This is a genomic window from Angustibacter speluncae (assembly GCF_054777815.1).
Map to the genome: position 1 here is coordinate 13,030 of NZ_BAAHAF010000083.1, position 24,198 is coordinate 37,227.

General features: G+C 75.7%; 24 protein-coding genes. 11 read left to right on the forward strand and 13 right to left on the reverse strand.

Annotated elements, in window-relative coordinates:
• Nucleotides 1-51 precede the first annotated feature (51 nt).
• Both ACYVKY_RS09980 and ACYVKY_RS09985 read left to right on the forward strand, forming a co-directional pair.
• Nucleotides 52-552, forward strand: coding sequence for a DUF4395 domain-containing protein (locus tag ACYVKY_RS09980; protein WP_460434822.1), 501 nt, complete (start codon nt 52-54; stop codon nt 550-552).
• Nucleotides 504-1,298: a glycosyltransferase family 2 protein gene (locus ACYVKY_RS09985; protein ID WP_460434845.1), complete on the forward strand. Its 795-nt coding sequence runs from the start codon at nt 504-506 to the stop codon at nt 1,296-1,298. Before ACYVKY_RS09980 ends, ACYVKY_RS09985 begins: the two co-directional genes overlap by 49 nt.
• On the opposite strand, the gene ACYVKY_RS09990 is transcribed toward ACYVKY_RS09985, so the two are convergent.
• Genes ACYVKY_RS09990 through ACYVKY_RS10005 form a run of 4 tightly spaced genes read right to left on the reverse strand, consistent with a single transcriptional unit; the run spans nt 1,245 to nt 5,934 of the window.
• Nucleotides 1,245-3,464 carry a hypothetical protein gene (locus ACYVKY_RS09990; protein WP_460434823.1) on the reverse strand — a complete coding sequence of 740 codons (2,220 nt, stop codon included), beginning with the start codon at nt 3,462-3,464 and terminating at the stop codon, nt 1,245-1,247. The two genes, ACYVKY_RS09985 and ACYVKY_RS09990, sit on opposite strands and share 54 nt — an antisense overlap.
• A 49-nt stretch (nt 3,465-3,513) precedes the next feature.
• Nucleotides 3,514-4,698, reverse strand: a complete 1,185-nt coding sequence (larC, locus tag ACYVKY_RS09995) for a LarC family nickel insertion protein (RefSeq protein ID WP_460434824.1) — start codon at nt 4,696-4,698, stop codon at nt 3,514-3,516.
• Nucleotides 4,695-5,381, reverse strand: coding sequence for an AIR carboxylase family protein (larB, locus tag ACYVKY_RS10000; protein ID WP_460434825.1), 687 nt, complete (start codon nt 5,379-5,381; stop codon nt 4,695-4,697). Before larB ends, larC begins: the two co-directional genes overlap by 4 nt.
• A gap of 10 nt (nt 5,382-5,391) precedes the next feature.
• Nucleotides 5,392-5,934, reverse strand: a complete 543-nt coding sequence (locus tag ACYVKY_RS10005) for a CGNR zinc finger domain-containing protein (RefSeq protein ID WP_460434846.1) — start codon at nt 5,932-5,934, stop codon at nt 5,392-5,394.
• A 56-nt stretch (nt 5,935-5,990) separates the two neighbouring features.
• On the opposite strand from ACYVKY_RS10005, the gene ACYVKY_RS10010 reads away from it, so the two are divergent.
• Nucleotides 5,991-6,974: an EamA family transporter gene (locus tag ACYVKY_RS10010; protein WP_460434826.1), complete on the forward strand. Its 984-nt coding sequence runs from the start codon at nt 5,991-5,993 to the stop codon at nt 6,972-6,974.
• Here ACYVKY_RS10010 and ACYVKY_RS10015 read toward each other — a convergent pair.
• The 3 genes from ACYVKY_RS10015 to ACYVKY_RS10025 all read right to left on the reverse strand — a co-directional run bounded on the left by ACYVKY_RS10015 (nt 6,917) and on the right by ACYVKY_RS10025 (nt 9,110).
• On the reverse strand, nt 6,917-7,459 hold the full coding sequence (locus tag ACYVKY_RS10015; RefSeq protein ID WP_460434827.1) for a peptidase inhibitor family I36 protein: 543 nt from the start codon (nt 7,457-7,459) through the stop codon (nt 6,917-6,919). The two genes, ACYVKY_RS10010 and ACYVKY_RS10015, sit on opposite strands and share 58 nt — an antisense overlap.
• Nucleotides 7,460-7,531: 72 nt before the next feature.
• The gene (locus ACYVKY_RS10020) at nt 7,532-8,533 is read right to left on the reverse strand and encodes a CU044_5270 family protein (protein ID WP_460434828.1); all 1,002 of its coding nucleotides are present in this window, start codon (nt 8,531-8,533) and stop codon (nt 7,532-7,534) included.
• 52 nt (nt 8,534-8,585) lie between these two features.
• Nucleotides 8,586-9,110: an RNA polymerase sigma factor gene (locus ACYVKY_RS10025; protein WP_460434829.1), complete on the reverse strand. Its 525-nt coding sequence runs from the start codon at nt 9,108-9,110 to the stop codon at nt 8,586-8,588.
• A gap of 113 nt (nt 9,111-9,223) precedes the next feature.
• On the opposite strand from ACYVKY_RS10025, the gene pheA reads away from it, so the two are divergent.
• Nucleotides 9,224-10,174, forward strand: a complete 951-nt coding sequence (gene pheA, locus ACYVKY_RS10030; protein ID WP_460434830.1) for a prephenate dehydratase — start codon at nt 9,224-9,226, stop codon at nt 10,172-10,174.
• A gap of 148 nt (nt 10,175-10,322) precedes the next feature.
• The gene (locus ACYVKY_RS10035; RefSeq protein ID WP_460434831.1) at nt 10,323-11,225 is read left to right on the forward strand and encodes a hypothetical protein; all 903 of its coding nucleotides are present in this window, start codon (nt 10,323-10,325) and stop codon (nt 11,223-11,225) included.
• A gap of 12 nt (nt 11,226-11,237) precedes the next feature.
• Here the strand turns inward: ACYVKY_RS10035 and ACYVKY_RS10040 are convergent, their stop codons facing one another.
• From ACYVKY_RS10040 to ACYVKY_RS10050, 3 genes are read right to left on the reverse strand one after another with little or no spacing between them, the layout of a single operon-like run.
• Complete coding sequence (locus tag ACYVKY_RS10040) at nt 11,238-11,945, reverse strand: phosphatase PAP2 family protein (protein ID WP_460434832.1); 708 nt, start codon at nt 11,943-11,945, stop codon at nt 11,238-11,240.
• Nucleotides 11,929-12,507: a phosphatase PAP2 family protein gene (locus tag ACYVKY_RS10045; RefSeq protein ID WP_460434833.1), complete on the reverse strand. Its 579-nt coding sequence runs from the start codon at nt 12,505-12,507 to the stop codon at nt 11,929-11,931. The genes ACYVKY_RS10040 and ACYVKY_RS10045 overlap by 17 nt, the downstream gene beginning before the upstream one ends.
• Complete coding sequence (locus ACYVKY_RS10050) at nt 12,504-13,628, reverse strand: diacylglycerol/lipid kinase family protein (RefSeq protein ID WP_460434834.1); 1,125 nt, start codon at nt 13,626-13,628, stop codon at nt 12,504-12,506. The genes ACYVKY_RS10045 and ACYVKY_RS10050 overlap by 4 nt, the downstream gene beginning before the upstream one ends.
• Before the next feature lie 62 nt (nt 13,629-13,690).
• Between ACYVKY_RS10050 and serS the strand changes: the two genes are divergently transcribed.
• The 5 genes from serS to ACYVKY_RS10075 all read left to right on the forward strand — a co-directional run bounded on the left by serS (nt 13,691) and on the right by ACYVKY_RS10075 (nt 19,974).
• The gene (gene serS / locus ACYVKY_RS10055; protein WP_460434835.1) at nt 13,691-14,962 is read left to right on the forward strand and encodes a serine--tRNA ligase; all 1,272 of its coding nucleotides are present in this window, start codon (nt 13,691-13,693) and stop codon (nt 14,960-14,962) included.
• Nucleotides 14,955-15,770, forward strand: a complete 816-nt coding sequence (locus ACYVKY_RS10060) for an HAD family hydrolase (protein WP_460434836.1) — start codon at nt 14,955-14,957, stop codon at nt 15,768-15,770. Before serS ends, ACYVKY_RS10060 begins: the two co-directional genes overlap by 8 nt.
• A gap of 169 nt (nt 15,771-15,939) precedes the next feature.
• A complete protein-coding gene (locus ACYVKY_RS10065) occupies nt 15,940-18,666 on the forward strand; it encodes an ExeM/NucH family extracellular endonuclease (RefSeq protein ID WP_460434837.1) in 2,727 nt (908 codons plus the stop codon).
• 55 nt (nt 18,667-18,721) lie between these two features.
• The gene (locus ACYVKY_RS10070) at nt 18,722-19,537 is read left to right on the forward strand and encodes an HAD family hydrolase (protein ID WP_460434838.1); all 816 of its coding nucleotides are present in this window, start codon (nt 18,722-18,724) and stop codon (nt 19,535-19,537) included.
• Nucleotides 19,534-19,974 (forward strand): hypothetical protein, encoded by a 441-nt coding sequence (locus ACYVKY_RS10075; RefSeq protein ID WP_460434839.1) that lies wholly within the window; start codon nt 19,534-19,536, stop codon nt 19,972-19,974. The genes ACYVKY_RS10070 and ACYVKY_RS10075 overlap by 4 nt, the downstream gene beginning before the upstream one ends.
• Nucleotides 19,975-19,981: 7 nt before the next feature.
• Here the strand turns inward: ACYVKY_RS10075 and ACYVKY_RS10080 are convergent, their stop codons facing one another.
• The 3 genes from ACYVKY_RS10080 to mobA are packed head-to-tail and all read right to left on the reverse strand — an operon-like array spanning nt 19,982 to nt 22,118.
• Nucleotides 19,982-20,560, reverse strand: a complete 579-nt coding sequence (locus ACYVKY_RS10080) for a bacterial proteasome activator family protein (RefSeq protein WP_460434840.1) — start codon at nt 20,558-20,560, stop codon at nt 19,982-19,984.
• 10 nt (nt 20,561-20,570) lie between these two features.
• Entirely contained in the window at nt 20,571-21,548 is a 978-nt protein-coding gene (locus ACYVKY_RS10085; RefSeq protein ID WP_460434841.1) for an NAD(P)H-quinone oxidoreductase, read from the reverse strand.
• Nucleotides 21,549-21,557: 9 nt separating this feature from the next.
• Entirely contained in the window at nt 21,558-22,118 is a 561-nt protein-coding gene (gene mobA / locus ACYVKY_RS10090; RefSeq protein ID WP_460434842.1) for a molybdenum cofactor guanylyltransferase, read from the reverse strand.
• 168 nt (nt 22,119-22,286) lie between these two features.
• Here mobA and ACYVKY_RS10095 point away from each other — a divergent pair.
• A partial coding sequence (locus ACYVKY_RS10095) for a sensor histidine kinase (protein WP_460434843.1) occupies nt 22,287-24,198 on the forward strand: 1,912 nt, incomplete at its 3' end.

A 24,198-nucleotide genomic window follows, 5' to 3' on the forward strand; every position in this document is an offset into this window, starting at 1 on the left:
ACGTGCCGTCCCGCAGGATGACCGGACGCGACCGGTCGCGTTGGAGCCGGCATGGACCTGCGCTCCACCTTCCCGCGCGTCGTCGACGAGGTCACCGTGCGGCTCGTCGCCGCCCAGGTGCTCGTCGTCACGACCCTCGCCGCGGCCACCGGCTGGCTCTGGCTGTTCGCCCTGCTGGCCGTCGACTTCACGCTGCGGGTGCTGCTCGGCCCGCGCAGCCCGCTCGCCCAGGTCGCGCTGCGGGTGCTGCGCCCGCTCGTGCCGGCGGCGCCGCGTCCGACGCCCGGCCCGCCCAAGCGTTTCGCCGCGACGATCGGGGCGGTCTGCTCGCTGCTCGTCGTGCTCTTCGCGTACGGCCTGGGCTGGACGGTCGCCGCCTGGGTGGTCGTCGCGATGATGGTCGCCTTCCCGTTCCTCGAGGCCGTCTTCGGCCTGTGCGTCGGGTGCACGGTCTTCGCGCTGGCGATGCGCGCCGGCCTGGTGCCCGAGGAGGTCTGCCTCGACTGCGCCGACATCTCGCGCCGCACGTCCGCCGCTACCCTGCGCGGGTGACCCAGCAGCTCGCCGTCGTCATCCCGGCCAAGGACGAGCAGGAGCGGATCGCGGCCACGGTCGCGTCCGCGCTGACGATCCCGGGGGCCGACCTCGTGGTGGTCGTCGACGACGGCAGCACCGACCGCACCCAGCAGCTGGCGCGCGAGGCGGGGGCGCGGGTCGTCCGCCACGCCCGCAACCGCGGCAAGGCCGCGGCGATGCAGACCGGCGCCTCGACCGTCGCCGCGATCGAGTCGGCCGCCTCGGCCGACGCGGGCCGCACGCTCGAGCCCCGGGCCCTGCTGTTCGTGGACGGCGACCTCGCCGGCACGGCCGCGCGCACGGCGCCGCTGGCGGTGCCGGTGCTCGCCGGCGAGGCCGACATGACGATCGCGATCCTGCCCGTGCAGGCCACCCCGGGCGGTGGGCGCGGCCTGGTCGTCGACCTCGCCCGCCGCGGCATCGAGCAGGCCACCGGGTGGACGCCCACCCAGCCGCTGTCGGGCATGCGCTGCCTGACCCGCGAGGCCTACGAGACCGCGCTGCCGCTCGCCGCGGGGTGGGGCGTCGAGACCGGCCTGACCATCGACCTGCTGCGCGCCGGCCTGCGGGTGCAGGAGGTGCCGTGCGACCTGCACCACCGCGTCACCGGCACCGACCTGCGTGCCCAGCTGCACCGGGCCGGGCAGTACCGCGACGTCGTCCGCGCGCTAGCCGCCCGCTCGGGCTGGCGCGCGGTCGGGCGCCTGCTGCCCCGGCGGTGAGCCGGACAGCTCGATCGTGCGCACGCTCGCGGCGATGAGCAGCGGGATCACCAGGGTCGCGCCGATCGCGGGCACCACGGTGCCCGAGTCGTTCACCGCGAACCCGATCGTCAGCATCACCAGCAGCGCCGTCAGGCCGTGCCGCAGCGTCGGGCTGACCTCGTAGGTGCGCTGCAGCGCCGGGGCGCCCCACGCCGACGGCCGCATCAGCACCCAGCCGACGAAGACCGCGCCGAAGGGCACCAGCAGCGTCAGGTAGCTGCCGGTGAGGATCTCCCAGTTCTGCAGCGCCTTGCGCTGGATGACGGCGAGCGCGCCGCCGTCGATGACGGTCTGCAGGAAGCGGCCGAGGTGGGTGCGCGAGTCCGGCGGGCGCAGCCAGTCGGCCACGCACAGCGCGGCGACCACGGCGAAGGTGCCGAACCCGATCAGCACGAGGCGGCGCCAGGTGATGCGCACGCCGGCCACGAGCAGGGCGAGCAGCGTGAACGCGGGCACCATCGCGGGCGGGCCGCCGAAGTCGCTGCCGATGCCGGGTGTGCCGTCGATGACCACGGCGACGACGCCCACGACCACGACGATCCACACGGCGAGCCGGCGCCGGCCGTCGCGCAGCGCCGCGTCCGCGAGCGAGGTGGCGAGCATGAGCGCGCCGGTGGCGAACAGCGCGAACTGCACGTTGCCCAGCCCGTAGAAGCGCCCGGCCACGACGGGCTGCTGCCCCATCAGCGAGCTGATCTGCAGGTGCGAGCCGGTGAGCACGTCGGCGGCGAGGACGCCCGCGGTCAGGCCGCAGACGATGCCGAGCGGGCCGAGGCGCCGGTCGCGCCACGGTCCGAGCAGGGCGGTGCCGGCGATGACGACGACCCAGGCGAAGACGGCGCCGACGACGGCGAGCAGGTCGTGCTCGGCGCGCCACCAGGGCGCGAGGTTCGCCAGGAAGGTCGAGACCGGCACCGACGCGAACACCACCGCGACCCGGCGCAGGACGCCGAGCACGCGGCCGCGCCCCTCCGGGCCGCCCCAGTTGTTGCGCAGCGCCAGCGCCGCGGCGCCGTAGAGCAGGATCTGCGCGATCACCAGGCCGTTGAAGAACCACACGACGAGCGGCTGCACGGTGATCGCGGCCTCGCCGAGGTCGAGCACGCGCTGGCGCCGCTCGTCCGCGCCGGAGCCGCCCTGCACGGGGGTCATCACGGCGCCGGGCAGGCCGGTCGGCACGTCGATGCCGACCAGCGTCAGCACGGTGGGCAGCAGGTCGGTCGACTGCACCAGCCCGTCCTGGCGGGTCGAGCCGCTGCCGAGCAGGCTCTCGCCGTAGGCGTCGCCGGCCGGGGCGGGGCCGGTGGCGGCCAGCGCCTGCAGGTGCGGCGTGCGGCCGGAGTCGGCGAGCGAGGCGAGCAGGACGGTGGCGCCGTCGGGCAGCACCGACAGCGCGGCCTCCACCCGCGCCTCGATCCGCGCGACCTGGTCGGCGCGCGAGCCGGCGAGCCGGTCGGGGTCCTTGGCACCGAGGTCCTCGCCGTCGCGCACGGTGCCGAGGTCGACCACGAGCAGGTCGTCGCGCTCGAGCCGCGGCGTGAGCACGTCGGCGAGCCCCTCCGGCTCGCGCGGGCGTGCCTCGTAGTCGCCGACCACCTTGCCGTCCGTGCCGACCAGCGCGATCGCGGCGCCGGGCCCGACCGCGGTGACCGACACCCGCGCCTCGCGGACGAGGTCGCCCAGGGTGCCGGGCCGGGCGTCGAAGCTGCCCTCGCGTGCGATCTCGTCGTAGACCGAGAAGTCCTGCAGCACAGCGGTCGTGCCCTGCCGCGCGGGCTCCTTCGGCGTCCGGCACAGCGGCTCGGACGAGGTGCGCGGCGCGTCGGCGGCGCGGCGACCGGCCGACAGCGCCAGCCAGCCGTCGATCGGGCAGGCCACGGTGCGGACGCTGCGGATCGCCATGTCGGCGACCGACGCCTCGCGCAGCAGCCGCGCGAGGGCGGGCGTCTCCTCGGGCGACACGTCGTCCCAGCGCAGGCCCGTCGTCCCGAGCAGCACGACCGGGCCGGGCGCGGCGTCGTCCTCGGCGTCGGTGGCGGCACCGGCCGGCGCCGCGGTCGCGAGCAGCGCGACGGCGGCGAGCAGCGCGACGAGGGCGCGGCGGAACGGGGCGGTCAGGTGCACCCGGCCCAGGGTAGTGAGCCGGTGTGGAGGTCCCGTGCGCGTCGTGGGGTCAGCGCGTGTCGCCGGACCCGTGGAACGCCGAGATCGCCTGCGCGAGAACGACCTTGACCGGACGATCGAGTGCCGCAGCAGCCGCCGCGACGTCGTCCCACTCCGGCTGGGCGTTGAGCACCCGACCGTGCGAGCCGGCGGTCTTCACCCGCACCGGCTGGCCGTCGACCTGCACCGTGACGACGTCGCGGTCGAGGGCGTGCTTGCGCACGACCTGCTCGCGCAGCCCGATCGCGGAGGTCTGCTCGAACACGGTGGCGCGCACCGCCTCCCGCCGCTCGGGCCGGGTCAGCACGTGCAGCGTGTGGGCGGGCCGACCCTTCTTCATCACGATCGGCGAGAGCCAGGCGTCGGACGCCCCGGCGGCCAGCAGCGCGGCGATCACCGTCGGCCACACCCGCGGGTCGAGGTCGTCGACGTTCGTCTCGAGCACCACCGCGGTCGCCGGGTCGTGCCCGCCCTCCCAGGGGGAGCCGACCACGAGGCGCAGCACGTTGGCGTGGCCCTCGAGGTCGCGACCGCCCGCGCCGAGGCCCTGCGTGGTGCCCGTGAGCGGGGGCTGCGGACCCCAGGCGGTGGCGTGCGCGACCAGCACGGCCGCGCCGGTGGGCGTCGCGAGCTCGACGTCGACCGGTCCGCCGTAGGTCGGCGCCTGCGCGAGCAGCCGCACGACCGCGGGGCCGGGCACCGACATCCGGCCGTGGGCGGCCTGCACGGTGCCGCCGCCGAGGGCGACGGGCGAGACGTGCACCTGCTCGACGCCGAGGTGGGCCAGCCCGGCGCACGCGCCCACGACGTCGGCGACCGCGTCGAGCGCGCCCACCTCGTGGAAGTGGACCTGCTCGGGGTCGACCCCGTGCACGTGCCCCTCCGCCTCGGCCAGGGCGGCGAACGCGGCCCGCGCGCGGCCGATGCCGGCGACGGCGGACGCCCGCTCGGTGCCGAGCAGCGCCCGCACGTCGGTCCAGGTGCGGTGGGTCGCGGAGTCTGTGCCGTCGACGTGCACGCGGGTGGCGGCGAGGGAGCCGCGGCTCACCGCCTCGGCGCGCAGGGTCACCGGCTCGGGGACGACCGCGTCGACGGCCTGCTGCAGCACCGCGAGCGGCACGCCGGCGTCGACGAGGGCGCCCAGCAGCATGTCGCCGCTGACGCCGCTCGCGCAGTCGAACCAGGCGGTCGTCACCGGGCGCTCCGGCGTGCCACCCGCGCGGCGTGCACGCCTGCGCCGTACCCGTTGTCGACGTTCACCACCACCACGCCGGGGGCGCAGGAGTTCAGCATCGCGAGCAGCGCGGCGAGGCCGCCCGCGCCCGTCCCGTACCCGGTGGAGGTGGGCACCGCGACCAGCGGGACGCCGGTGAGCCCGCCCACCACGCTCGGCAACGCGCCCTCCATGCCGGCGACGACCACGAGGGCGTCGAAGGTGTCGAGCCGCTCGCGGACGGCGAGCAGCCGGTGCAGCCCGGCGACGCCGACGTCGTCGACCCGCTCGACCCCGGCGCCGTGGACGGCGACCGTGGTCGCGGCCTCGGCCGCCACCGGGCCGTCGGCGGTACCGGCCGCCACGACGCCCACCCGCCCGCGGGGATCGGGCAGGGGACCCAGCACCGCGGTGCGGCCGACCTCGTCGACCACGGCGTCGGGGAGCTGCGCCCGCACGGCGTCCAGCGCCTCCGGGGCGAGGCGGGTCGCGAGCACCGCCCGCTCGGGGTGGCGCCCCGCGAGCGCGGTGAGCGCGCCGACGACCTGCTCCGGGGTCTTGCCCGGTCCGTAGACCACCTCGGGGTCGCCGGTGCGGCGGGCGCGGTCGGCGTCCAGGCGCGCGTATCCCAGGTCGATGACCTGGGGGACCTCCTCGTCGGGCACGGCTCGCAGCCTAGGTGCGCTGCCGGGCGCGGTACGCGGCGGCCGCCACCCGGTTGCCGCAGCCGGCCTCGCAGAACCGGCGGGACCGGTTGCGGGACAGGTCGACCACGACGCCGTGGCAGTCCTGCGCGGCGCACTCCACCAGCCGCGAGGTCTCCTGCGCCCGGACGACGTCGACCATCGCCATCGCGGCCTCGACGGCGATCCGGGTCGCGACCGGCGAGTCGGCCGAGACGGCGTGCAGGTGGTAGTCCCACCCGTCGTGGCGCACCAGCTGCGGCAGCGCCCCGGCCTCGGCCAGCAGCGCGTTCACCTCGACCACCCGCTCGTCGTCGTCGGCGGTCCACAGCAGCCGCAGCCGCGGGCGCAGCGCGCGGACGGCGTCGACCTCGGCGCGGTCGCGGTCGCGGCGCCCGGAGAACTGGTGCTCGTCGAGGAAGGCCTGGAGCTCGGCGACGGTCGTGAGGGCGTCGGTGCCGGCGTCCTCGTCGAGGGTGTTCACCAGCGCGGCGGTGGCGCGCAGGGCGAGCACGGTGTCGTGCGCGAACGACAGCGTCATGGGTGAAACGTAGTTGACCCCTGACGCCGCGAGCAACTAGCGTCATCATCGTGAATCCGGACGACCATGACGCCGCGCTCGCGCCGGGCCTGCTCCTCGCCGTCGGCTCGGCCGCCGTGTTCGGCACGGCCGGCGCGGTGGCGCGCCCGCTGCTCGACGCCGGGTGGTCGCCCGGCTCGCTGGTCACCTTCCGGATCGGCGTCGCGTCGCTGGTGCTGCTCGTCCCGGCCCTCGTGCAGCTGCGCGGACGCTGGTCGCTGCTGCGCCGCCACGCCGGCCGCCTGCTCGCCTACGGCGCCTTCGCCGTCGCCGGGGCGCAGCTGTTCTACTTCAGCGCGATCCAGCACCTGTCCGTCGGCGTCGCGCTGCTGATCGAGTACCTCGCGCCCGTCCTCATCGTGGGGTGGCTGTGGGCGCGGCACGGTCGGCGGCCGACCCCGCTGACGACGCTGGGCGTCGCGCTCTCGCTGTCCGGCCTGGTGCTCGTGCTCGACGTCACCGGCGCGGTCGAGATCGACCTGCTCGGCGTGCTGTTCGCGCTGCTCGCCGCCGGCGGGCTCGCCGTGTACTTCCTGCTCGCCGACCACGACGACGCCACCGAGCCGCTGCCGCCGCTGGTGCTCGCGGGCGGCGGGCTCGTCGTCGGCTTCGTGGTGCTGCTGCTCGCCGGGCTGGCGCGCCTGCTGCCGTGGCGGGTGTCGACCGCCGACGTGGCGGTCGGCGGGCTGACGCTGCCGTGGTGGGTGCCCGCGCTCGAGCTGGCCCTGGTGGCCGGGGCGCTCGCCTACGTCCTCGGCATCGCCGCGGTGCGGCGGCTGCGCTCGACCGTCGCCTCGTTCGTCGCGCTGACCGAGGTCGTGTTCGCCGTGCTGTTCGCCTGGTGGCTGCTCGCCGAGCTGCCGTCAGCGGTGCAGCTGGTCGGCGGCGTGCTGATCGTCGGCGGCGTGGTGGCCGTCCGGCTGGGTGAGCAGCGGCGTCAGCAGCCGAGCCGCACCGCGTCGGCGCGGTCGTTGTCGGCGGCGTCGACCGAGTAGGCGCTCTGGCCGGCGTACGCGGCCCAGATCGTCGACCCACCCGAGTACACGTACACCGACCGGGTGCGCTTGTTCGCCCACGACGACGCCGACCGCGCGAAGCCGTAGGTGTGCAGCGACTGGGTGACGCCGCAGTCGCGGAACTGCAGCATCCGGCCGGAGTACCCGGCGCCGTCGTACAGGCAGAACCAGCCGCTCGGGCAGCTCGCGCTCGAGCCGGCGGCGCGGGCCGCGATGCCGTCGCCGGCGGCGGCCGGGTAGGTGAGCACCACCGAGCCGCCGTCGAAGGCGACCGTGCGGGCGTCGACCTGCTGGGCGTCGGGGTTCGCGGCGACGACCTCGCCGATCGACGGGGCGGGGACGTCGGTGAGCGAGGCGGGGGCGGCGGCGGCCGGGGTGGTCACGACGGCGCCGAGGAGCAGGGCAGGAGCGGCGGCGAGCACCGCCGCGCGGGCGCGGCGGGACGGAACGGGACGACGGGCCACGCTCCGGACGGTACCTGCCCCACCGGTCGCGACGCACCCCCCGAGAGCGCGTCACGACCGGTGGGGAGTCCCTCAGCCGTCGCCCGTCCGCGCCCCGAACAGCGTGTAGGCGATGGTCGAGGGGACCGGGACGTCGAGCGCCCCGGGGTCGGTGGTGAGCTGCTGCTCGGCTGCCAGCACGGCGCCGCTCGCGGGGTCGAGCACGAGCAGGTACCGGGTCGGCAGCCCGGTGCGGTCGGACTCGGTGGCGAGCGCGACGCCGGGCCGCCCCGCCCGGTCGACGCCCTCGCCGACGACCTCGACGTCGGGCGCCGCCGCGAGCACCTCGAGCAGCGCGGCCCGCTGCGGGGCGTCGAGCGTCCACTCGCGGGCCAGGTCGGTGACCGCGACGAACAGCTGCGACGTGCCGCCCTCGTCGAGCGGGTGCGCGCGCGCCAGGTACTCGCGCATCGCCTCGGCCGTGGTGGGCGGCGGGTCCGGGAACAGGGCCTGGTCGGCCGGGACGGTCAGGGTGCCGAGGTCGTCGCCCGCGCTGACGGGCTCGCCGTCGCGCCGCCACGCCCGCTCGTACTCCTGCGACGGGAAGGACGGCGTGCCCGCGACGGTGCGCAGGGTGGCGTCGCCGTCGGCCGCCACGGTGCGGGCGACCTCCTGCGGGACGACCGCGGAGGTGACGTCGACGCCGGCGACCTGCGTGCTGAGCGACCACTCCTCCCAGCCGGTCGCGGGCTCGGCCTCCCCGGCCGGGCCCTCGGCCGCCTCGCTCGCGAGGTCGCCGAGCAGCGTGGCCGGGTCGGCGCCGATCGCCGAGAACTCGGCCGGCGGCGGTGTGGCGGCGTAGGCCGGGTCGACCGGCCGCACCAGCCACACCGCCGACAGCGCGAGGACGCCGGCGGCGGCGGCGGCTGCCCCGAGCAGCCACCGCCGCCGCACCAGCGCCTGCAGCGGCCCGTGCTCCCGCAGGAGCTCCAGGTCCTGCCGGGCCCGACCGTCCAGGGGTCGGTCGGACCACGGCCCGCTGCTCGCCGGGGCCGGATCGGCCCTGGCCAGCAGCTCCAGCTCGTCGATCGTCATCGCCGCCCCCCGAGGACAGCGACGACGACCGACGGCCGAGGCGGTGTGTGGGTCACCGGGACCTCCGCCGGGCCTGCTGCAGCTCGTGCTCGCGGTCCAGGACTGCCCGGAACCGCTCCCGCGCCCGGTGGAGGCGCATCGCCGCCGCCGACCGCGAGCAGCGCAGCGCGACTGCCAGCTGGTCGGTCGTCAGCTCCTCCCAGGCGGCCAGCCGGAGGACCTCCTGGTCGGACTCGGACAGGTGCTCCAGCGCGTGGTGCACCCAGTCGGTGCCTTGCGGCGCGTGCACCGGGTCGGGCTGCTGCACCAGCTCCTGCTGGCGCACCGCCTCGGTGAGCCGGGCACGGCGGCGCTCCGAGCGCCGCTCGTTGCTCAGCACGCGCCGGGCCACCTCGTACAGCCAGGGGAGCGGCTCGGCCGGCAGGGCGCTGCGCCGCCGCCAGGCCACCGCGAAGACCTCGGCGGTCAGGTCGCGGGCGTGCTCGGCGTCGCCCGCCAGCCGTCGCACGAAGTAGCGCATCACCGGCCAGTAGGTGTCGGTGTAGACCGCGCTGAACTCGGCGTCGGTCGACGCCACGGGCTGCACCTCCCACCTGCTGGACCAGCTGCCACTGCGCGCTCATCTCGCCTCCCACCCTGTTTCTGTCCGGGTGCGCTCGGCGATTCACACGTCCTCGCTAGATTCTCTCCGTGCCCGGAGTCCCCCCCGCCCGCTACGGCTACCTCGGCCCCGAGGGCACGTTCACCGAGGCCGCCCTCCTGCAGGTGCGCGCCGCGCGGACGGGCGAGCGGCTCGCCTACCCCAGCGTCGACGCCGCGCTGGCCGCCGTCCGCGAGGGCGAGGTGGCCGCCGCGATGGTGCCGATCGAGAACTCGGTCGAGGGCGGCGTCGGCGCCACCATGGACGCGCTCAGCGCGGGCGACGACGTCGTCGTGGTGCGCGAGGCCCTCGTCCCGGTCTCGTTCGTGCTCGCCGCGCGGCCCGGCACCCGGCTCGAGGACGTGCGGCGGCTCTCGACCCACCCGCACGCCTACGCCCAGTGCCGGCACTGGGTGGCCGCGAACCTGCCGGGCGCGACCTACGTCCCGGGGCTGTCGACCGCGGCGTCGGCGGCCGGCCTCGACCCCACCGGCGACGACGACCCCGGCTACGACGCCACGCTGTGCGCCCGGGTCGCGGCCGACCGGTACGGCCTGGCCGTGCTCGCCGAGGGCGTCGGCGACAACCCGTCCGCGGTGACGCGGTTCGTGCTGGTCTCGCGCCCCACCGCCCCGCCCCCGCCCACCGGCGCCGACAAGACCTCGGTCGTGGTCTTCCAGGCCGACGACCACCCCGGCGGCCTGCTCGAGCTGCTCGAGCAGTTCGCCGCCCGCGGCATCAACCTGACCTGGATCCAGTCGCGCCCCACCGGCGAGTCGCTCGGGCGGTACAGCTTCGCGATCGACTGCGAGGGCCACGTCGCCGAGGCCCGCGTCGCCGAGGCGCTGATGGGCCTGCACCGGGTGTGCACCCACGTGCGGTTCCTGGGGTCCTACCCCCGGGCGTCCGGCGAGCAGTCGCCCACGCTCCCGTCGAACACCGACCGCGCCTTCACCGACGCCCGCGCCTGGCTCGGTCGCCTCCTGGAGGGCCGCGCCTGATCGAGACCGCGGCAGTCGGGCGTCCCGGCTGAGCGCTCGCCCGACTGCTGCGGTCTCGCGTCGTCCACAGGGGCGCCGCGCGCACCGTCGTCCACAGCGGCGGCCGGGACGCCGGCAGGGAACGCCCCGGCGTCTGCACCGTCGGGCCGTGCACCCGCGACTGGTCCTTCCGCCCTCGCTCGCCCGGCGTCCGTTCACCGTCGCCGAGGGCGTCGCCGCCGGCCTGTCACCGGACGACCTGCGCAGCCCGACCCTGCGCGCACCCCACCGCGGGGTGCGGGTACCCGTCGACCTGCCCGACTCGGTCGCGCTCGCGTGCCGCGCCGCCGCGCTCGTGCTGCCTGCGGCCGCTGCCGTCGACGGCGTCACGGCCGCTGCGCTGCACGGCTTCCCGCTGCCGCGCCGCGTGGACCCAGTGGCGCCGCTGGTCGTCCGGGTGCCGCCCGGTGGGCCGGTGCCGAGGATCCGCGGCGTCCGGGCGCAGGTCGGACCGGTCGCGCCCGTGACCGGGCCGGGGCTCCGGGTGATGAGCCCGGCCGAGGCCTGGGCGGCGCTCGGCACCGACCGCCGGCTGACCGTGGACGACCTGGTGGTCGTCGGCGACGCCGTGGCGCGCCGCGGAGGGCTGCCCCGGCTGCGAGCCGTCACCGCGTCCCGGGAGGGCGGGCGTGGCGTCCGTCGGCTCCGGGAGGCCCTGGCACTGGTGAGGGAGCGGGTGGACTCGCCGCAGGAGACGCGCACCCGGCTCGTCCTCGTCCGCGCCGGTCTGCCCGAACCGGAGGTGAACCTCCCCGTCCACGCCGCCGACGGGTCCGGCTGGCTGTTCCGCCCCGACCTGCGCTGGGAGGACGTGAAGGTCGCGCTGGAGTACGACGGACGCGACCACGTCGCCGACGACGGCCGGCGCTCGCGGGACGAGACGCGCCGCGAGCTCGCCGAGCGGCACGGCTGGCGGGTGCTCGTGGCGGTCTCGGTCGACCTCACCCGCGGTCGCGTGGCCTTCGTCCGCCGCGTCGAGGACGTCCTGCGCGAGCGCGGGCTCCGCTGGTGACGCGAGACCGCGCTAGACGGGCGTGCTGTGCTCTCGCTCGCCCGACTGCTGCGGTCTCGCGTCGTCCTCGCGCCAGCCGAGGACGGCCTGGCGGACGATCAGGACGGCGACGGTGCCGTTCAGGGCGCCGAACAGGACGTCGGTCGGGAAGTGCATCCCGCGGTAGAGGCGCGAGACCGCGACGCCGAGCGGCACCAGCAGCAGCAGGACGACCACGGCCACCCGCCCCACCTTGTTCCGCACGTGCGAGGCGAGCACCAGCCCGATCGACAGGTACAGCGCGGTCGAGGCGCCGGTGTGGCCGCTCGGGAAGCTGGACGTCGGCGGTGCGGGGTCGAGCTTCTCGACCGAGGGGCGCTCGCGCGAGACCAGCAGCGTGGTCGTGAGGAACACCGAGGACTGCAGCGCGACCGCGGCCCAGACGAGCAGCGGCTCGACCCAGCGGCGCCACACCGCGAGCATCACCAGGCCGACGACGAGCGCGGTGCCGATGATGACCGCGGTGTCGGCGCTGGTCGACCACCAGTGCGTCACCTCGTTCAGCGTGGTCGTGCGCTCCTCCTCGAACTCGACCGACCACGCGTTGTCCTGGTCGATCACCTTGGCGAGCGGGCCGCCGAGCAGCGTCCCCGCGCCGACGAGCACCCCCAGCCACGCCAGCACCAGCACGACGGTCACGACCACCCAGCGGCGGCTGCGACGCTCAGGCAGCGACGTCACGACGATCTCCTCCCCAGCGCGCCACGGCGGCCGCACCGGCCGCCCCGAGACCCGCACCGACGAGGACGTCGGTGAGGTAGTGCACCCCGAGCACCAGCCGGTCGGCGCACACCAGCGCACCGAGCAGCAGGGCGACCGCGACCGCGACGTGCGTCCAGCCGCGCTCGCGCAGCGCCGGCCAGGCCAGCACCAGCAGCAGACCGAGGCCGAGCACCCCGGTGAGGGCGTGCCCGCTCGGCATCGAGAAGTCGGTGCCGGCCACCTCGCGCGGCAGGCCGGTGAACGGCGGGCGGTCGCGGGCGACCAGCTCCTTCACCACCGTGGTGGTCACCCCGCCGACGACCAGGGCCGCGACGGCGGCCAGCGCCACCCGCAGCCGTCCCTGCCGCCAGGCGAGCAGCGCGGCGACGACCACGACGCCGCGCAGCGCCCACGGGTGCATCCCGACGGCGACCACCTCGGCGACGTCCGTCATCCAGGGGTTGCGCGCGGCCAGACCCGAGAACGCCTCGTGCACGGCGCGGTCCGGCCCGAAGCCGGCGCCCGAGGCGTCCGTGCTCACTCCACGCGCTCCGGCGTGGGGTCCTGCCCGGCGCCGCGGGCCGCGTCCCGCGTGCGGACGGTGGAGTGGGCGTCGCCGCGCGGCACCCGCACCAGCAGCGCCCCGTGGTCGACCCGGACGTCGAGCCGGGTCGCCTCGCCCACCGGGTCGCCGTCGAGCTGGGACTCCAGCGGCTGGTCCGCCGCGATCCGGAACCGCTTCGCCCGGACGTGCTCGACCCGGGGGTGGCCGCGGCGCTGGCGCGTGAGCACCTGGCCGGCGACGGCGGCCCAGCCGACCACGCCCTGCGGCGCGATCGACACCAGGTCGAGGATGCCGTCGTCGAGCTCGGCGTCCGGCATGAGCACCACGCCGCCGAGCAGCTTGCCGCAGTTGCCGATGACGACGGTGCGGATGCGCCGCGTGACGACCTCGCCGTCGTCGACCTTCATCCGCACGCGCACCCGGTCGCCGTTGAACTTGGCCAGGCCGGAGACGACGTACGCCAGCGGGCCGACCTTCGCCTTGAGGCCCTCGGGGGCGTTGGCCATGATCTCGGCGTCGAAGCCGAAGCCGGCCATCACCAGGAAGGCCCGCTCGTCGTGGTCGTCGAGCCGCATCCACCCGACGTCGACGGGACGGTCGTCGCCGGTGAGCGCGATCCGCACCGAGCCCTCGACGTCGTCGAGCGTGGCGTCCATGTTGCGGGCGAGCAGGTTGCCGGTGCCGGCGGGCACGAGCCCGAGCGAGGTGCCCGAGCCGGCGAGCACCTCGGCGACGGCGCGCACGGTGCCGTCGCCGCCGTGCGCGAGGACGACGTCGGCGCCGCGCTCCAGCGCCTCGCGGGTCTGGCCGGAACCGGGGTCGTCGGCGGTGGTCTCGAGCCACAGCGGCTCGGCCCAGCCGTGCTCGGCGCACACCCGGCTGATCGTGGCCCGGACGGCGTCGGCGTCGTCGACCTTGGTGGGGTTCACGACGACTGCGGCGAGCGGCATGTGCTCCTCCTCGCGGGTGAGGGGCTCGGCGGGGACGGGGACCGGGCGCGCGCGCCGCCGGCGCACCAGCGCCACCGCCAGCACCGCGACCAGGACGACCACGGCTCCCCCGAGCACGAGCAGCAACCAGTCACCGCTCGCGAGCATGGACGAGACCGTAGTGGCAAGGCCCGCGCGCGGCGCGCCGGGCCATGGCTAGCGTTGACCCCGTGATCGACCTCAAGCTCGTCCGCGACCAGCCCGACACGGTGCGCGCCAGCCAGCGCGCCCGCGGTGAGGACGAGTCGCTGGTCGACGCCGTGCTCGACGCCGACGCCCGGCGCCGCTCGACGCTCCAGGAGTTCGAGCAGGTGCGGGCCGAGCAGAAGGCGTTCGGCAAGCAGGTCGCCGCCGCGAGGGGCGAGGAGAAGGCCGCGCTGGTGCAGCAGGCCAAGCAGCTCGCCGAGCGGGTCCGCGCGCTGCAGGCCGACGCCGACGCCGCGCAGACCGAGCTCGACGAGCTGGTCTGGCGCATCCCGAACGTCGTGGTCGACGGCGTCCCCGTCGGCGGCGAGGACGACTACGTCGAGGTCAAGCAGGTCGGCACCCGGCGCGACTTCGCGGCGGAGGGCTTCGAGCCCGCCGACCACCTCGCGGTCGGCGAGGCGCTGGGCGCGATCGACATGGCCCGCGGCGCGAAGGTGTCGGGCGCCCGGTTCTACTTCCTCACCGGCGTCGGCGCGCGGCTCGAGCTCGCGCTGCTGAACCTGGCGATGGACACGGCCACCGCGAACGGGTTCACGCCCGTCATCACGCCGACCCTGGTGCGGCCCGAGGTGATGGCCGGCACCGGGTTCCTCGGCGCGCACGCCGAGGAGGTGTACCACCTCGACAAGGACGACCTGTACCTCGTCGGCACCTCGGAGGTCGCGCTCGCGGGCCTGCACAAGGACGAGATCGTCGACCTGGCCGACGGGCCGCTGCGGTACGCGGGCTGGTCGGCCTGCTACCGGCGCGAGGCGGGCTCGCACGGCCGCGACACCCGCGGCATCATCCGGGTGCACCAGTTCCACAAGGTCGAGATGTTCGTCTACTGCACCGCCGAGGACGCCGAGGCCGAGCACGAGCGCCTGCTCGGCTGGGAGGAGCAGATGCTCGCGGCCGTCGAGCTGCCCTACCGCGTGATCGACACGGCCGCAGGCGATCTCGGCTCGAGCGCCGCGCGCAAGTTCGACTGCGAGGCGTGGCTGCCGACGCAGGAGCGCTGGCTCGAGCTGACCTCGACCTCGAACTGCACCACCTTCCAGGCGCGCCGGCTCGCCGTCCGCGAGCGCGTCGACGACGGCACCCGCCCGGTCGCCACGCTGAACGGGACGCTGGGCACGACCCGCTGGATCGTCGCGCTGCTCGAGAACCACCAGCAGGCGGACGGGTCGGTGCACGTGCCCGAGGCCCTGCGCCCGTACCTCGGCGGCCTCGAGGTGCTGGCACCCCGTGGCTGACCGGGTGCGCGAGGACGCCTGGCTCGTCGCGCTCGACGTCGACGGCACGGTCGTCGACTACGACCAGACCCTGTCCCCGCGGGTGCGCGCGGCCGTGGCCGCGGTGCGCGACGCCGGCCACCACGTCGTCGTCTCGACCGGCCGCTCGATCATGGGCACCGAGCGGGTGCTGGCCGACCTCGGCCTCACCCGCGGGTTCACGGTGTGCAGCAACGGCGCCGTCACGGTCGCCCTCGACCCCGACGAGGACCCGGGCTGGCGGGTGCACCGCACGGTCACCTTCGACGCCCGGCCCGCGGTCGAGCTGCTGCGCCGCGAGGTGCCGGACGCCCTGTTCGCCGTCGAGGTCACGGGCGTCGGCACCCGGGTCACGGGCACGTGGCCCGAGGGCGAGCTGAGCGGGCGGCTGTTCACCGTCCCGTTCGAGGAGCTGCTCGACGGCGAGACCACGCGCGTCGTCGTCCGCAGCCCCGACCGCACCGCCGACCACTTCGTCGAGCTCGCCGAGCGGATCGGGCTGCACGGCGTCACCTACGCGGTCGGGTACACGGCCTGGCTCGACATCGCGCCCGAGGGCGTCTCCAAGGCCAGCGCGCTCGAGGAGGTGCGCCGCGAGCTCGGGGTGGCGCCGGAGCGCACCCTGGCCGCCGGCGACGGCCGCAACGACCTGGAGATGCTCGCCTGGGCTGCCCGCTCGGTCGCGATGGGCAACGCCCCGGCCGAGGTGCGCGCGGCGGCGGGCGAGGTGGCGCCGAACGTGGACGAGGACGGCCTCGCCGTCGTCCTCGAGGGCTTCGTCGGGACCTGACGACGACGACCGTCGCCGTTGGGCCACCTGGGGGATGGCACCGGTTCACCCGGACGGCATAGGTTGCCCGCACCCAACGGCACGAACCGGACGACCGAGCCCACGTCGTCCGGGCCGGACCCCCGCCGAACCGGGGCGATCCCGGCAGCCGTCTCACCCCGGAGGACACGTGCGCAAGACACTCGTGTGCGCGAGCACAGCCGCTCTCGCCCTGGCCGGCATCCCGGCCCTGGTGGCACCGGCGAACGCCGCCGTCACCCCGCACCTCAGCGAGATCCACTACGACAACGTCGGCACCGACGCCGGCGAGGCGATCGAGGTGGCGGCCGACCCGGGCGCCGACCTGACCGGCTGGCGGATCTGGCTCTACAACGGCAACGGCAACGCCTCCTACGACAACGACCCCGTGCCGAACGCGAACGCCGCGGGCTTCGCGGTGGTGACCTACCCCTCGAACGGCATCCAGAACGGCAACCCGGACGGCGTGGCGCTGGTGCGCCCCGACGGCACGGTGGCCGAGTTCCTCTCCTACGGCGGCACCATGACCGCCGTCGGCGGACCGGCCGCCGGTCTGACCAGCACCGACATCGGCGTGGTCGAGACCACCTCGACCCCGGTCGGCCTGTCCCTCCAGCTGGTCGACGGCGCCTGGACCGGTCCGATCGCGAGCACCTTCGGCGCCCCCAACGGCGAGGACGAGGAGGAGCCGCCGCCGCCCACGGGCGCGTGCGGCGACCCGGCCACGCTGATCCACCAGATCCAGGGCAGCGGCGCCACCTTCGACCCGGCGTTCGGCGGCAGCCGCGTCGTCGAGGGCGTCGTGAGCGCGGTCAAGCCCGGCCTGAACGGCTTCTACGTGCAGGAGGAGGCCGACGACGCCGACGCCGACCCGGCGACGTCCGAGGGCATCTTCGTGTACCTCGGCACGGGTGTGCCCTCGCCGGCCTCGGTCGGTCAGACCGTGCGCGTCGCGGGCACGGTCGCCGAGTTCGGCTCGCAGGGTTCGGTCACCCAGCTCGCCGGCACCCAGTCCGTGCCCCTCGCGGTCACGGTCTGCGACGTGCCCGTCACCGAGCCGGTCGCCACCACCGTCACGTTCCCGATCGCCGAGGGCACCGACCTCGAGCGCTACGAGGGCATGCTCGTCACCTTCGAGCAGGACCTGGTGATCAGCGAGTACTTCAACTACGCCCGCTTCGGCGAGGTCGTGGCCGCGGTGCCGCCGAACGGCTGGGACCGCCTGTACACCCCGACCGCCGTGGTCGAGCCGGGGGCCGAGGCCGTCGCGCTGGCCGAGCTCTACTCGCGCAGCCGGATCACGATCGACGACTCCTCGACCCAGCAGAACCCGGCGAACCTCGTCCACCCGGGCAACGGCCAGCCGTTCTCGCTGACGAACACCTTCCGCGGCGGCGACACGATCACCGGCCTCACCGGCGTGGTGGACCACAGCTTCAACCTGTACCGCGTCCACCCGACGCAGTACGGCGAGTACGCCGCGGTGAACCCGCGTCCGGCGGCGCCCGAGGTGGGCGGCGAGATCCAGGTCGCGAGCTTCAACGTCCTCAACTACTTCCTCAACCTCACCTCGGACGGCGACGTCTGCGGTCCGAACCAGGACGAGGAGTGCCGCGGCGCGGACACCGAGGAGGAGCGCCTGCGCCAGCGCGCCAAGATCGTGGCGGCCATCGCCGCGCTCGACGCCGACGTCGTGGGCCTGATGGAGATGGAGAACACGGCGGGCACGGAGCCGGCCGCCGACCTGGTCGACGGCCTGAACGAGCTGGTCGGCGAGGGCACCTACGACTACGTCGACACCGGCGTCGTCGGCACCGACGTGATCCGCCTCGGCATCCTCTACAAGCCGGCGTCGGTCACCCCGGCGGGGGCGTTCGACGTCCTCGACAGCACCGACGACCCGCGCTTCGTCGACACGGCCAACCGGCCGATGGTCAGCCAGACCTTCGACGCCGTCGCCGACGGCGCCCGGTTCACCGTCTCGGTCAACCACCTGAAGTCGAAGGGCTCGGCCTGCACCGGCGACCCCGACACCGGCGACGGCCAGGGCAACTGCAACCTGACCCGGACGGCGGCCGCCGAGGCGATCGTCGACCACCTGGCCACCGACCCGACCGGCTCGGGCGACGCCGACTTCCTGGTCATCGGCGACCTGAACTCCTACGACCACGAGGACCCGATCGACGCCCTCGTCGCCGGCGGGTTCACCGACGAGATCAAGCGGTTCGGCGGCGAGTACGCCTACGGCTACGTGTTCGACGGCCAGGCGGGCTACCTCGACCACGCGCTGGCGAGCGCCTCGCTCGACGGCCAGGTCACCGGTGCGCAGGAGTGGCACCTCAACGCCGACGAGCCGAGCGTGCTCGACTACGACACCTCGTTCAAGCCGGACGCGGTCGACGCGCTCTACGCGCCCGACCCGTACCGCTCGTCCGACCACGACGCCGTGCTCGTCGGGCTCGACCTCACCGCGCCGCCGGCGCCCGTCCTCACCTGCTTCGGGTTCCCGGTCACCATCCGGGGCACCTCCGGTGACGACACGCTGAACGGCACCCCGGGTCGCGACGTCATCTGGGGCGGCGGCGGGAACGACACGATCAACGGCCGCGCCGGCGACGACGTCGTCTGCGCGGGCGGCGGCGACGACGTCGTGATCGGCGGGCCGGGCAACGACCTGGTCACCGGCAACGGCGGCGACGACCAGATCGACGGCGGCCTCGGCCAGGACGAGCTGTACGGCGGCGCCGGTGCCGACGTGCTCCGCGGTGGCGCCGACGCCGACAAGCTGTACGGCGAGGCCGGTCCCGACCGGCTCGAGGGCGGCGCGGGCGTCGACCTGCTCGACGGCGGCGAGGGCCGCGACGTCGAGATCCAGTAGCACCACCGCACCACCACGCCGCGTGCCCCCGTCCCCGCTCTGGTGGGATGGGGGCATGCGGCTGCGGATGGTGGCGACCGACCTCGACGGGACGGTCGTGCGCGCGGACCAGACGATGAGCGCGCGCACCGTCGCCGCGCTGCGGGCCTGCGACGCCGCCGGGGTGCGGGTCGTGCTGGTCACCGGCCGGCCGCCGCGCTGGACCCGTCCGGTGCTCGACGAGCTCGGCACGGGTACGGCGATCTGCGCCAACGGCGCCCTGCTGCTCGACGGCTCGACCGGGGCGGTGACGCGCGCGCGCACCGTCGACCACGACGACGTCCGGCACGTCGTCGGCGTGCTCCGGGACCGCTGGCCGGACGCGCACGTCGCCCTCGAGACCACCGGGGGCTTCGCCCGCGAGCCGGGGTACGTGACCCGCTGGGACACCGCGACCGACGAGCTCGCGGTCGCACCGCTCGAGGAGCTGCTCGCGGGTCCGGCGGCCGTCGTCAAGGTGCTCGTGCGGGTCGAGGGGGGCGACGCCGACGCCATGCTCGCGCAGGCCCGCGAGGCCGTGGGCGACCGCGTCGAGCCGACGCACTCCAGCGCGCGCGACTGCCTGCTCGAGCTCGGGCCGGCGGGCGTCAGCAAGGCCGCGACCCTGGCCGAGGTCGCCGCCGGGCACGGCGTGGCCGCCGAGGACGTGGTCGCCTTCGGCGACATGCCGAACGACGTGCCGATGCTCGCCTGGGCCGGCCGGGGCTACGCCATGACCGGCGGCCACCCGGAGGCGCTGGCCGCCACCGACCGCACGGCGCCCCCGGTGCACGAGGACGGCGTCGCGCAGGTGCTCGAGGCGCTGCTGGAGGCCCAGGAGGTCACCGCGTGAGCGCGGACGACGTCGCCCGCCGGCGCGAGGAGGCCAGGGAGAAGGCCGCCTACCACGCGCAGGCGGCGGCCCGGGAGCAGCAGCGCGACGCCGCGGCGGCCGCGGTGGTGCTGGAGCGGTTCGCGGCGCAGGCGCGCGACGCGGGCATCGCGGTCACCGAGCTGCGCGCCCGGCCCTACAGCGGGCGCGGCCGGTTCCGCACCGGCGTGCGGGGCTGGTACGTCAAGCGCGACGGCTCGCTCGGGGTCGGCGAGGACGGCCGCTGGTACGTGCTGGTCGTGCCGCCGAGCCTGCGGGCGCGGTTCACCGGCATCGACCTCGAGCCGTCCGACGCCTCGCTGCAGGTGGGCAAGGGCGCGCGCGACGGCGAGTCGATCGAGCTGGAGGTGCTGCTGCGGCAGCGGCTCGAGGCGGGCGACGACTTCCCGCAGCCCTGACGGCGACCTAGAGGTACTGGCCGGTGCCCTGGTTCGGCCGCCCGGGCTGACCCTGCGGCTGGCCCTGCGGCTGGCCGGGCTGCCCCGGCTGGCCCTGGCCGCCCGGCAGCGCGCGGCGCATCTGCTGGATCTGCGCCTGCGCGGCCATCTGCTGGGCGACGAGCGCGGTCTGGATGCCCTGGAACAGCCCCTCCAGCCACCCGACCAGCTGGGCCTGCGCCACCCGGAGCTCGGCGTCGCTCGGGGCGGACTCCTCGTCGAACGGCAGCGAGAACCGGCGCAGCTCGGCGGCCAGCTCGGGCGACAGGCCCTCCTCGAGCTCGCGGATCGCCCGCTCGTGCACCTCGGCCAGCCGGACGCGGGCGGCGTCGTCGAGCGGCGCCGAGCGCACCTCCTCGAGCAGCTGCTTCACCATGCTGCCGACCCGCATCACCTTGGCCGGCTGCTCGACCATGCTGGTCGGGTTCTGCTCGCCGCCCTCGTCGCCCCCCGCGACGCCCATGCCCTCCGGGCCCACGACCACGACGGTCTGCTCGCCCTGCTGCGGCTGCTGGTCGGCGTGCTCCTCGTGGGGCTGCTGGCTCATGCCCCCATCCTCACACCGTGAGCAGGAGCTTGCCCACGTGGGAGGACTCCTCGAGCACCGCGTGCGCGCGCGAGGCGTCGTCGAGCGGGAAGGTGGCGTGCACGACCGGGCGGACGGTGCCGTCGGCGACCAGCGGCCAGACCAGCTCGCGCACCTGCCGGACGATGGTCGCCTTCTCGGCCGCCGGACGGGCGCGCAGCGAGGTCGCCATCACCGCGACCCGCTTGCGCAGCATCAGGCCGAGGTCGACCTCGGCCCGCGTCCCGCCCTGCAGGCCGATGACGACCAGGCGCCCGCCGGTGGCGAGCACGTCGACGTTGCGGGCGAGGTACTTCGCGCCCATGTTGTCGAGGACCACGTCGGCGCCGCGGCCGTCGGTGGCGTCGCGGACGCGCGCGACGAAGTCGTCCTCGCGGTAGTTCACGAGCACGTCGGCGCCGAGCTCGGCGCACCGGGCCAGCTTCTCGGCCGATCCGGCGGTGACGGCCACCTGCGCCCCGAGCGCGTGCGCGAGCTGGACGGCCATCGTGCCGATGCCGCTCGAGCCGCCGTGCACGAGCAGGGTCTCGCCACGCTGCAGGCCGGCGGCCATGAACACGTTCGACCAGACCGTGCACGCCACCTCGGGCAGCGCGGCGGCCTCGACCAGGTCGACGCCGGCGGGCACGGGCAGCAGCTGGCCGGCCGGGACCGCGACCAGCTCGGCGTACCCGCCGCCCCCGAGCAGCGCGCACACCTGGTCGCCGACCGACCACTCCTCGACGCCCTCGCCGACCGCCGCGACGGTGCCGGACACCTCCAGGCCGGGCCAGTCCGGCTCGCCGGGCGGCGGCGGGTAGTGCCCGAGCCGCTGCATCACGTCGGCGCGGTTCACGCCGGCCGCGGCCACCCGCACCACCACCTGCCCGTCGGCGGGCTCCGGGTCGGGCACCTGCGCCGGGACCAGGACGTCGGGACCACCGGGCTCGCGGATCGTCACGGCTCGCACGGCCCGACCCTACGGCGACCGCGGGAGGTCCGCGGGGACGTCGACGTCGCGCACGGACGCCGCCGGCAGCGCGCAGGGGACGAGCCCGAGCCGGGCGACGAGGTCGCGGGCCGAGCCGCCGACGGGCGGCGGGTCGGCCCGCACGGCCCGCACGGCGGCCGGGCCGAGGGCGAGGTGCAGCGGCTCGAGGCGTCCGTCCGGTCCCGCGCCGACCACGCCGGGGGCCTCGCCCGCCGCCAGGGCCGCCAGCAGCGGCGTGACCGCCTCGGCACCGGCGGGGGCGTCCCCGGGGAGCACCACCACGGGCTGCTCACGCTCGGTGAGCGTCAGGGCGAGGAGCCCGGCGTGCACCGCGCGGGCCGGACCGGCGCCCGGCGGGTCCTCCCGCGCCCAGCGCACCTCGCGCGGCAGGATGCGCGGCGGACCGACGACGACGACGGTCGTCGCCGGATCGACACCCACCAGGGCGATCTCGAGGAGGGTGCGCTCACCCACCAGGGCGTCCAGCTTGTCCGTCCCGAAGCGTCGGGAGGCGCCACCGGCTAGCAGGAGCAGGCTCGAACCGGGCATGATCCCCACCGTGCCCTACGCCGTCACGGCGACGCGCCGGTACGGCGTTGCTCCATCCGGGTGATAGGACCGGGCACGACCGTCAATCCGGACGGGGTGACGGCCGATGCAGTGCCATCGAGCCGGATCGCCGGCGAGTGACACGCGACACGAGTGGAAGGTCAACCCATGCTGCGCAGCTTCGGCATCAGGTCCAAGATCCTGGCCGTTCTCGCCCTTCCGGTGCTCGTCCTGGCGCTGGCGGCGAGCGTGATCGCGACGACCGCCGTCCGCGACGCCACGAAGGCCCGCCAGATCGAGGCCCTGACCGACCAGGCCGGTGGCCTGGTCGACCTGGTCCGCGGCCTCGGCACCGAGCGCGCCCTCACGGTCGCCTCGCTCGCCGGGAACGAGGAGGCGGGGGCCCAGCTGGTCGCCGTCCGCGCCGCGATCGACGAGGCGATGGCCAAGGTCGACCAGAACAACACCGAGCTCGACCTGAGCAGCCTGGACGAGGCCTCGCGCGCCGGCTACGCCGCCGCGGCCGCCGCCAACGACACCCTGCCCGGTCTGCGCCGCCAGGTCGACGGCGACATCCTGACGCCCGAGACGGCCCTGCTGCGCTACACCGAGGTCATCAACGCCGACATCGCCGTGCCCGCCGCGATCGCCGACGGCGTCGACGACCGCCAGCTCGCCGCCCAGCTGCGCGCCTACTCGGCCAACCTCGAGCTGATGGACGCCATCAGCATCGAGCGCGACATCTCCACCCCGGCGATCGCCGCCGGCGGCTACGACGAGGCCACCCACGAGGCCGCCGTCGACGCCGCCCGCCGCACCGACCTGATCCGCGAGCGCACCACCTCGCTGTCGCTGGCCGCGCAGGTCCGCACGCCGGCCACCGGCTACACCATGCAGCTGGCCCGCCAGCGCACCATCGACGACGCCGACCGCGTGCTCGAGAACGTCACGGTCGACTACTGGGTCGGCGCCTTCGACGAGGACATCGACGCGCTCGGCACCGGGTTCACCGCCCTGATCGACGGCGCCAAGGAGCGCGCGCAGTCGCTGGCCGACGGCGCCGACCGCCGCTCGATCGAGGTCATCGTCCTGGCCCTGCTCGCCGTGCTCGTGCCCGTCGCCCTGGCCCTGTGGCTGGCCCGCCGGATCACCCGCCCGCTGCGCCGCCTGACCGAGGCCGCCGGCCAGATCCGCCGCGACCTGCCGAAGATGGTCGAGCAGATGGCCACCCCGGGCGAGGGTCCGGACATCTCGATCCCCGAGATCCCCGTGCAGTCCAACGACGAGGTCGGCCGCCTGGCCCGCGCGTTCAACGAGGTCAACAGCACCACCGTGGCCACGGCGCAGGAGCAGGCCGCGCTGCGCGGCTCGATCGCCGCCATGTTCGTCAACGTCGCCCGCCGCGACCAGGTGCTGCTCTCGCGCCAGCTGGCCTTCCTGGACCAGCTCGAGCGCACCGAGGAGAACCCGGACACCCTCGACAACCTGTTCAAGCTCGACCACCTCGCCACCCGGATGCGGCGCAACGCCGAGTCCCTGCTGGTGCTGGCCGGCATCGACACCGGCCGGCGCCTGCGCCGCCCGATGCCGCTGGCCGACGTGGTCCGCACGGCGTCGTCCGAGATCGAGCACTACGAGCGCGTCGACCTCGCGCAGCACGTCGACCCGCCGATGGTCGGCCACGCCGCGCTGATCGCCGCCCACCTGCTGGCCGAGCTGCTCGAGAACTCGACCGCCTTCTCCGACCCGGGCAGCCGCGTCCTGGTCTCCACCGAGGCCGGCCCGCTCGGCGTCCGCGTCACGATCACCGACGAGGGCCTGGGCATGAGCCCGGAGGAGCTCGCCGAGTTCAACGACCGGATCCAGAACCCGCCGGTCAGCGAGGTCGTCGGCGCCCAGCGCCTCGGCTTCTACGTGGTCGGCCGGCTGGCCAACCGCCTCGAGGCCGTGGTCACCCTGGCGCCGGGCCGCGACGAGCGCGGCACCGTCGTCACCGTCGACCTGCCGGCCGCGCTGTTCACCCCGGGCAGCATCGAGGGCCCCGACGCCGCGACCGGCTCGGCCGCCGCGGCGAAGGACG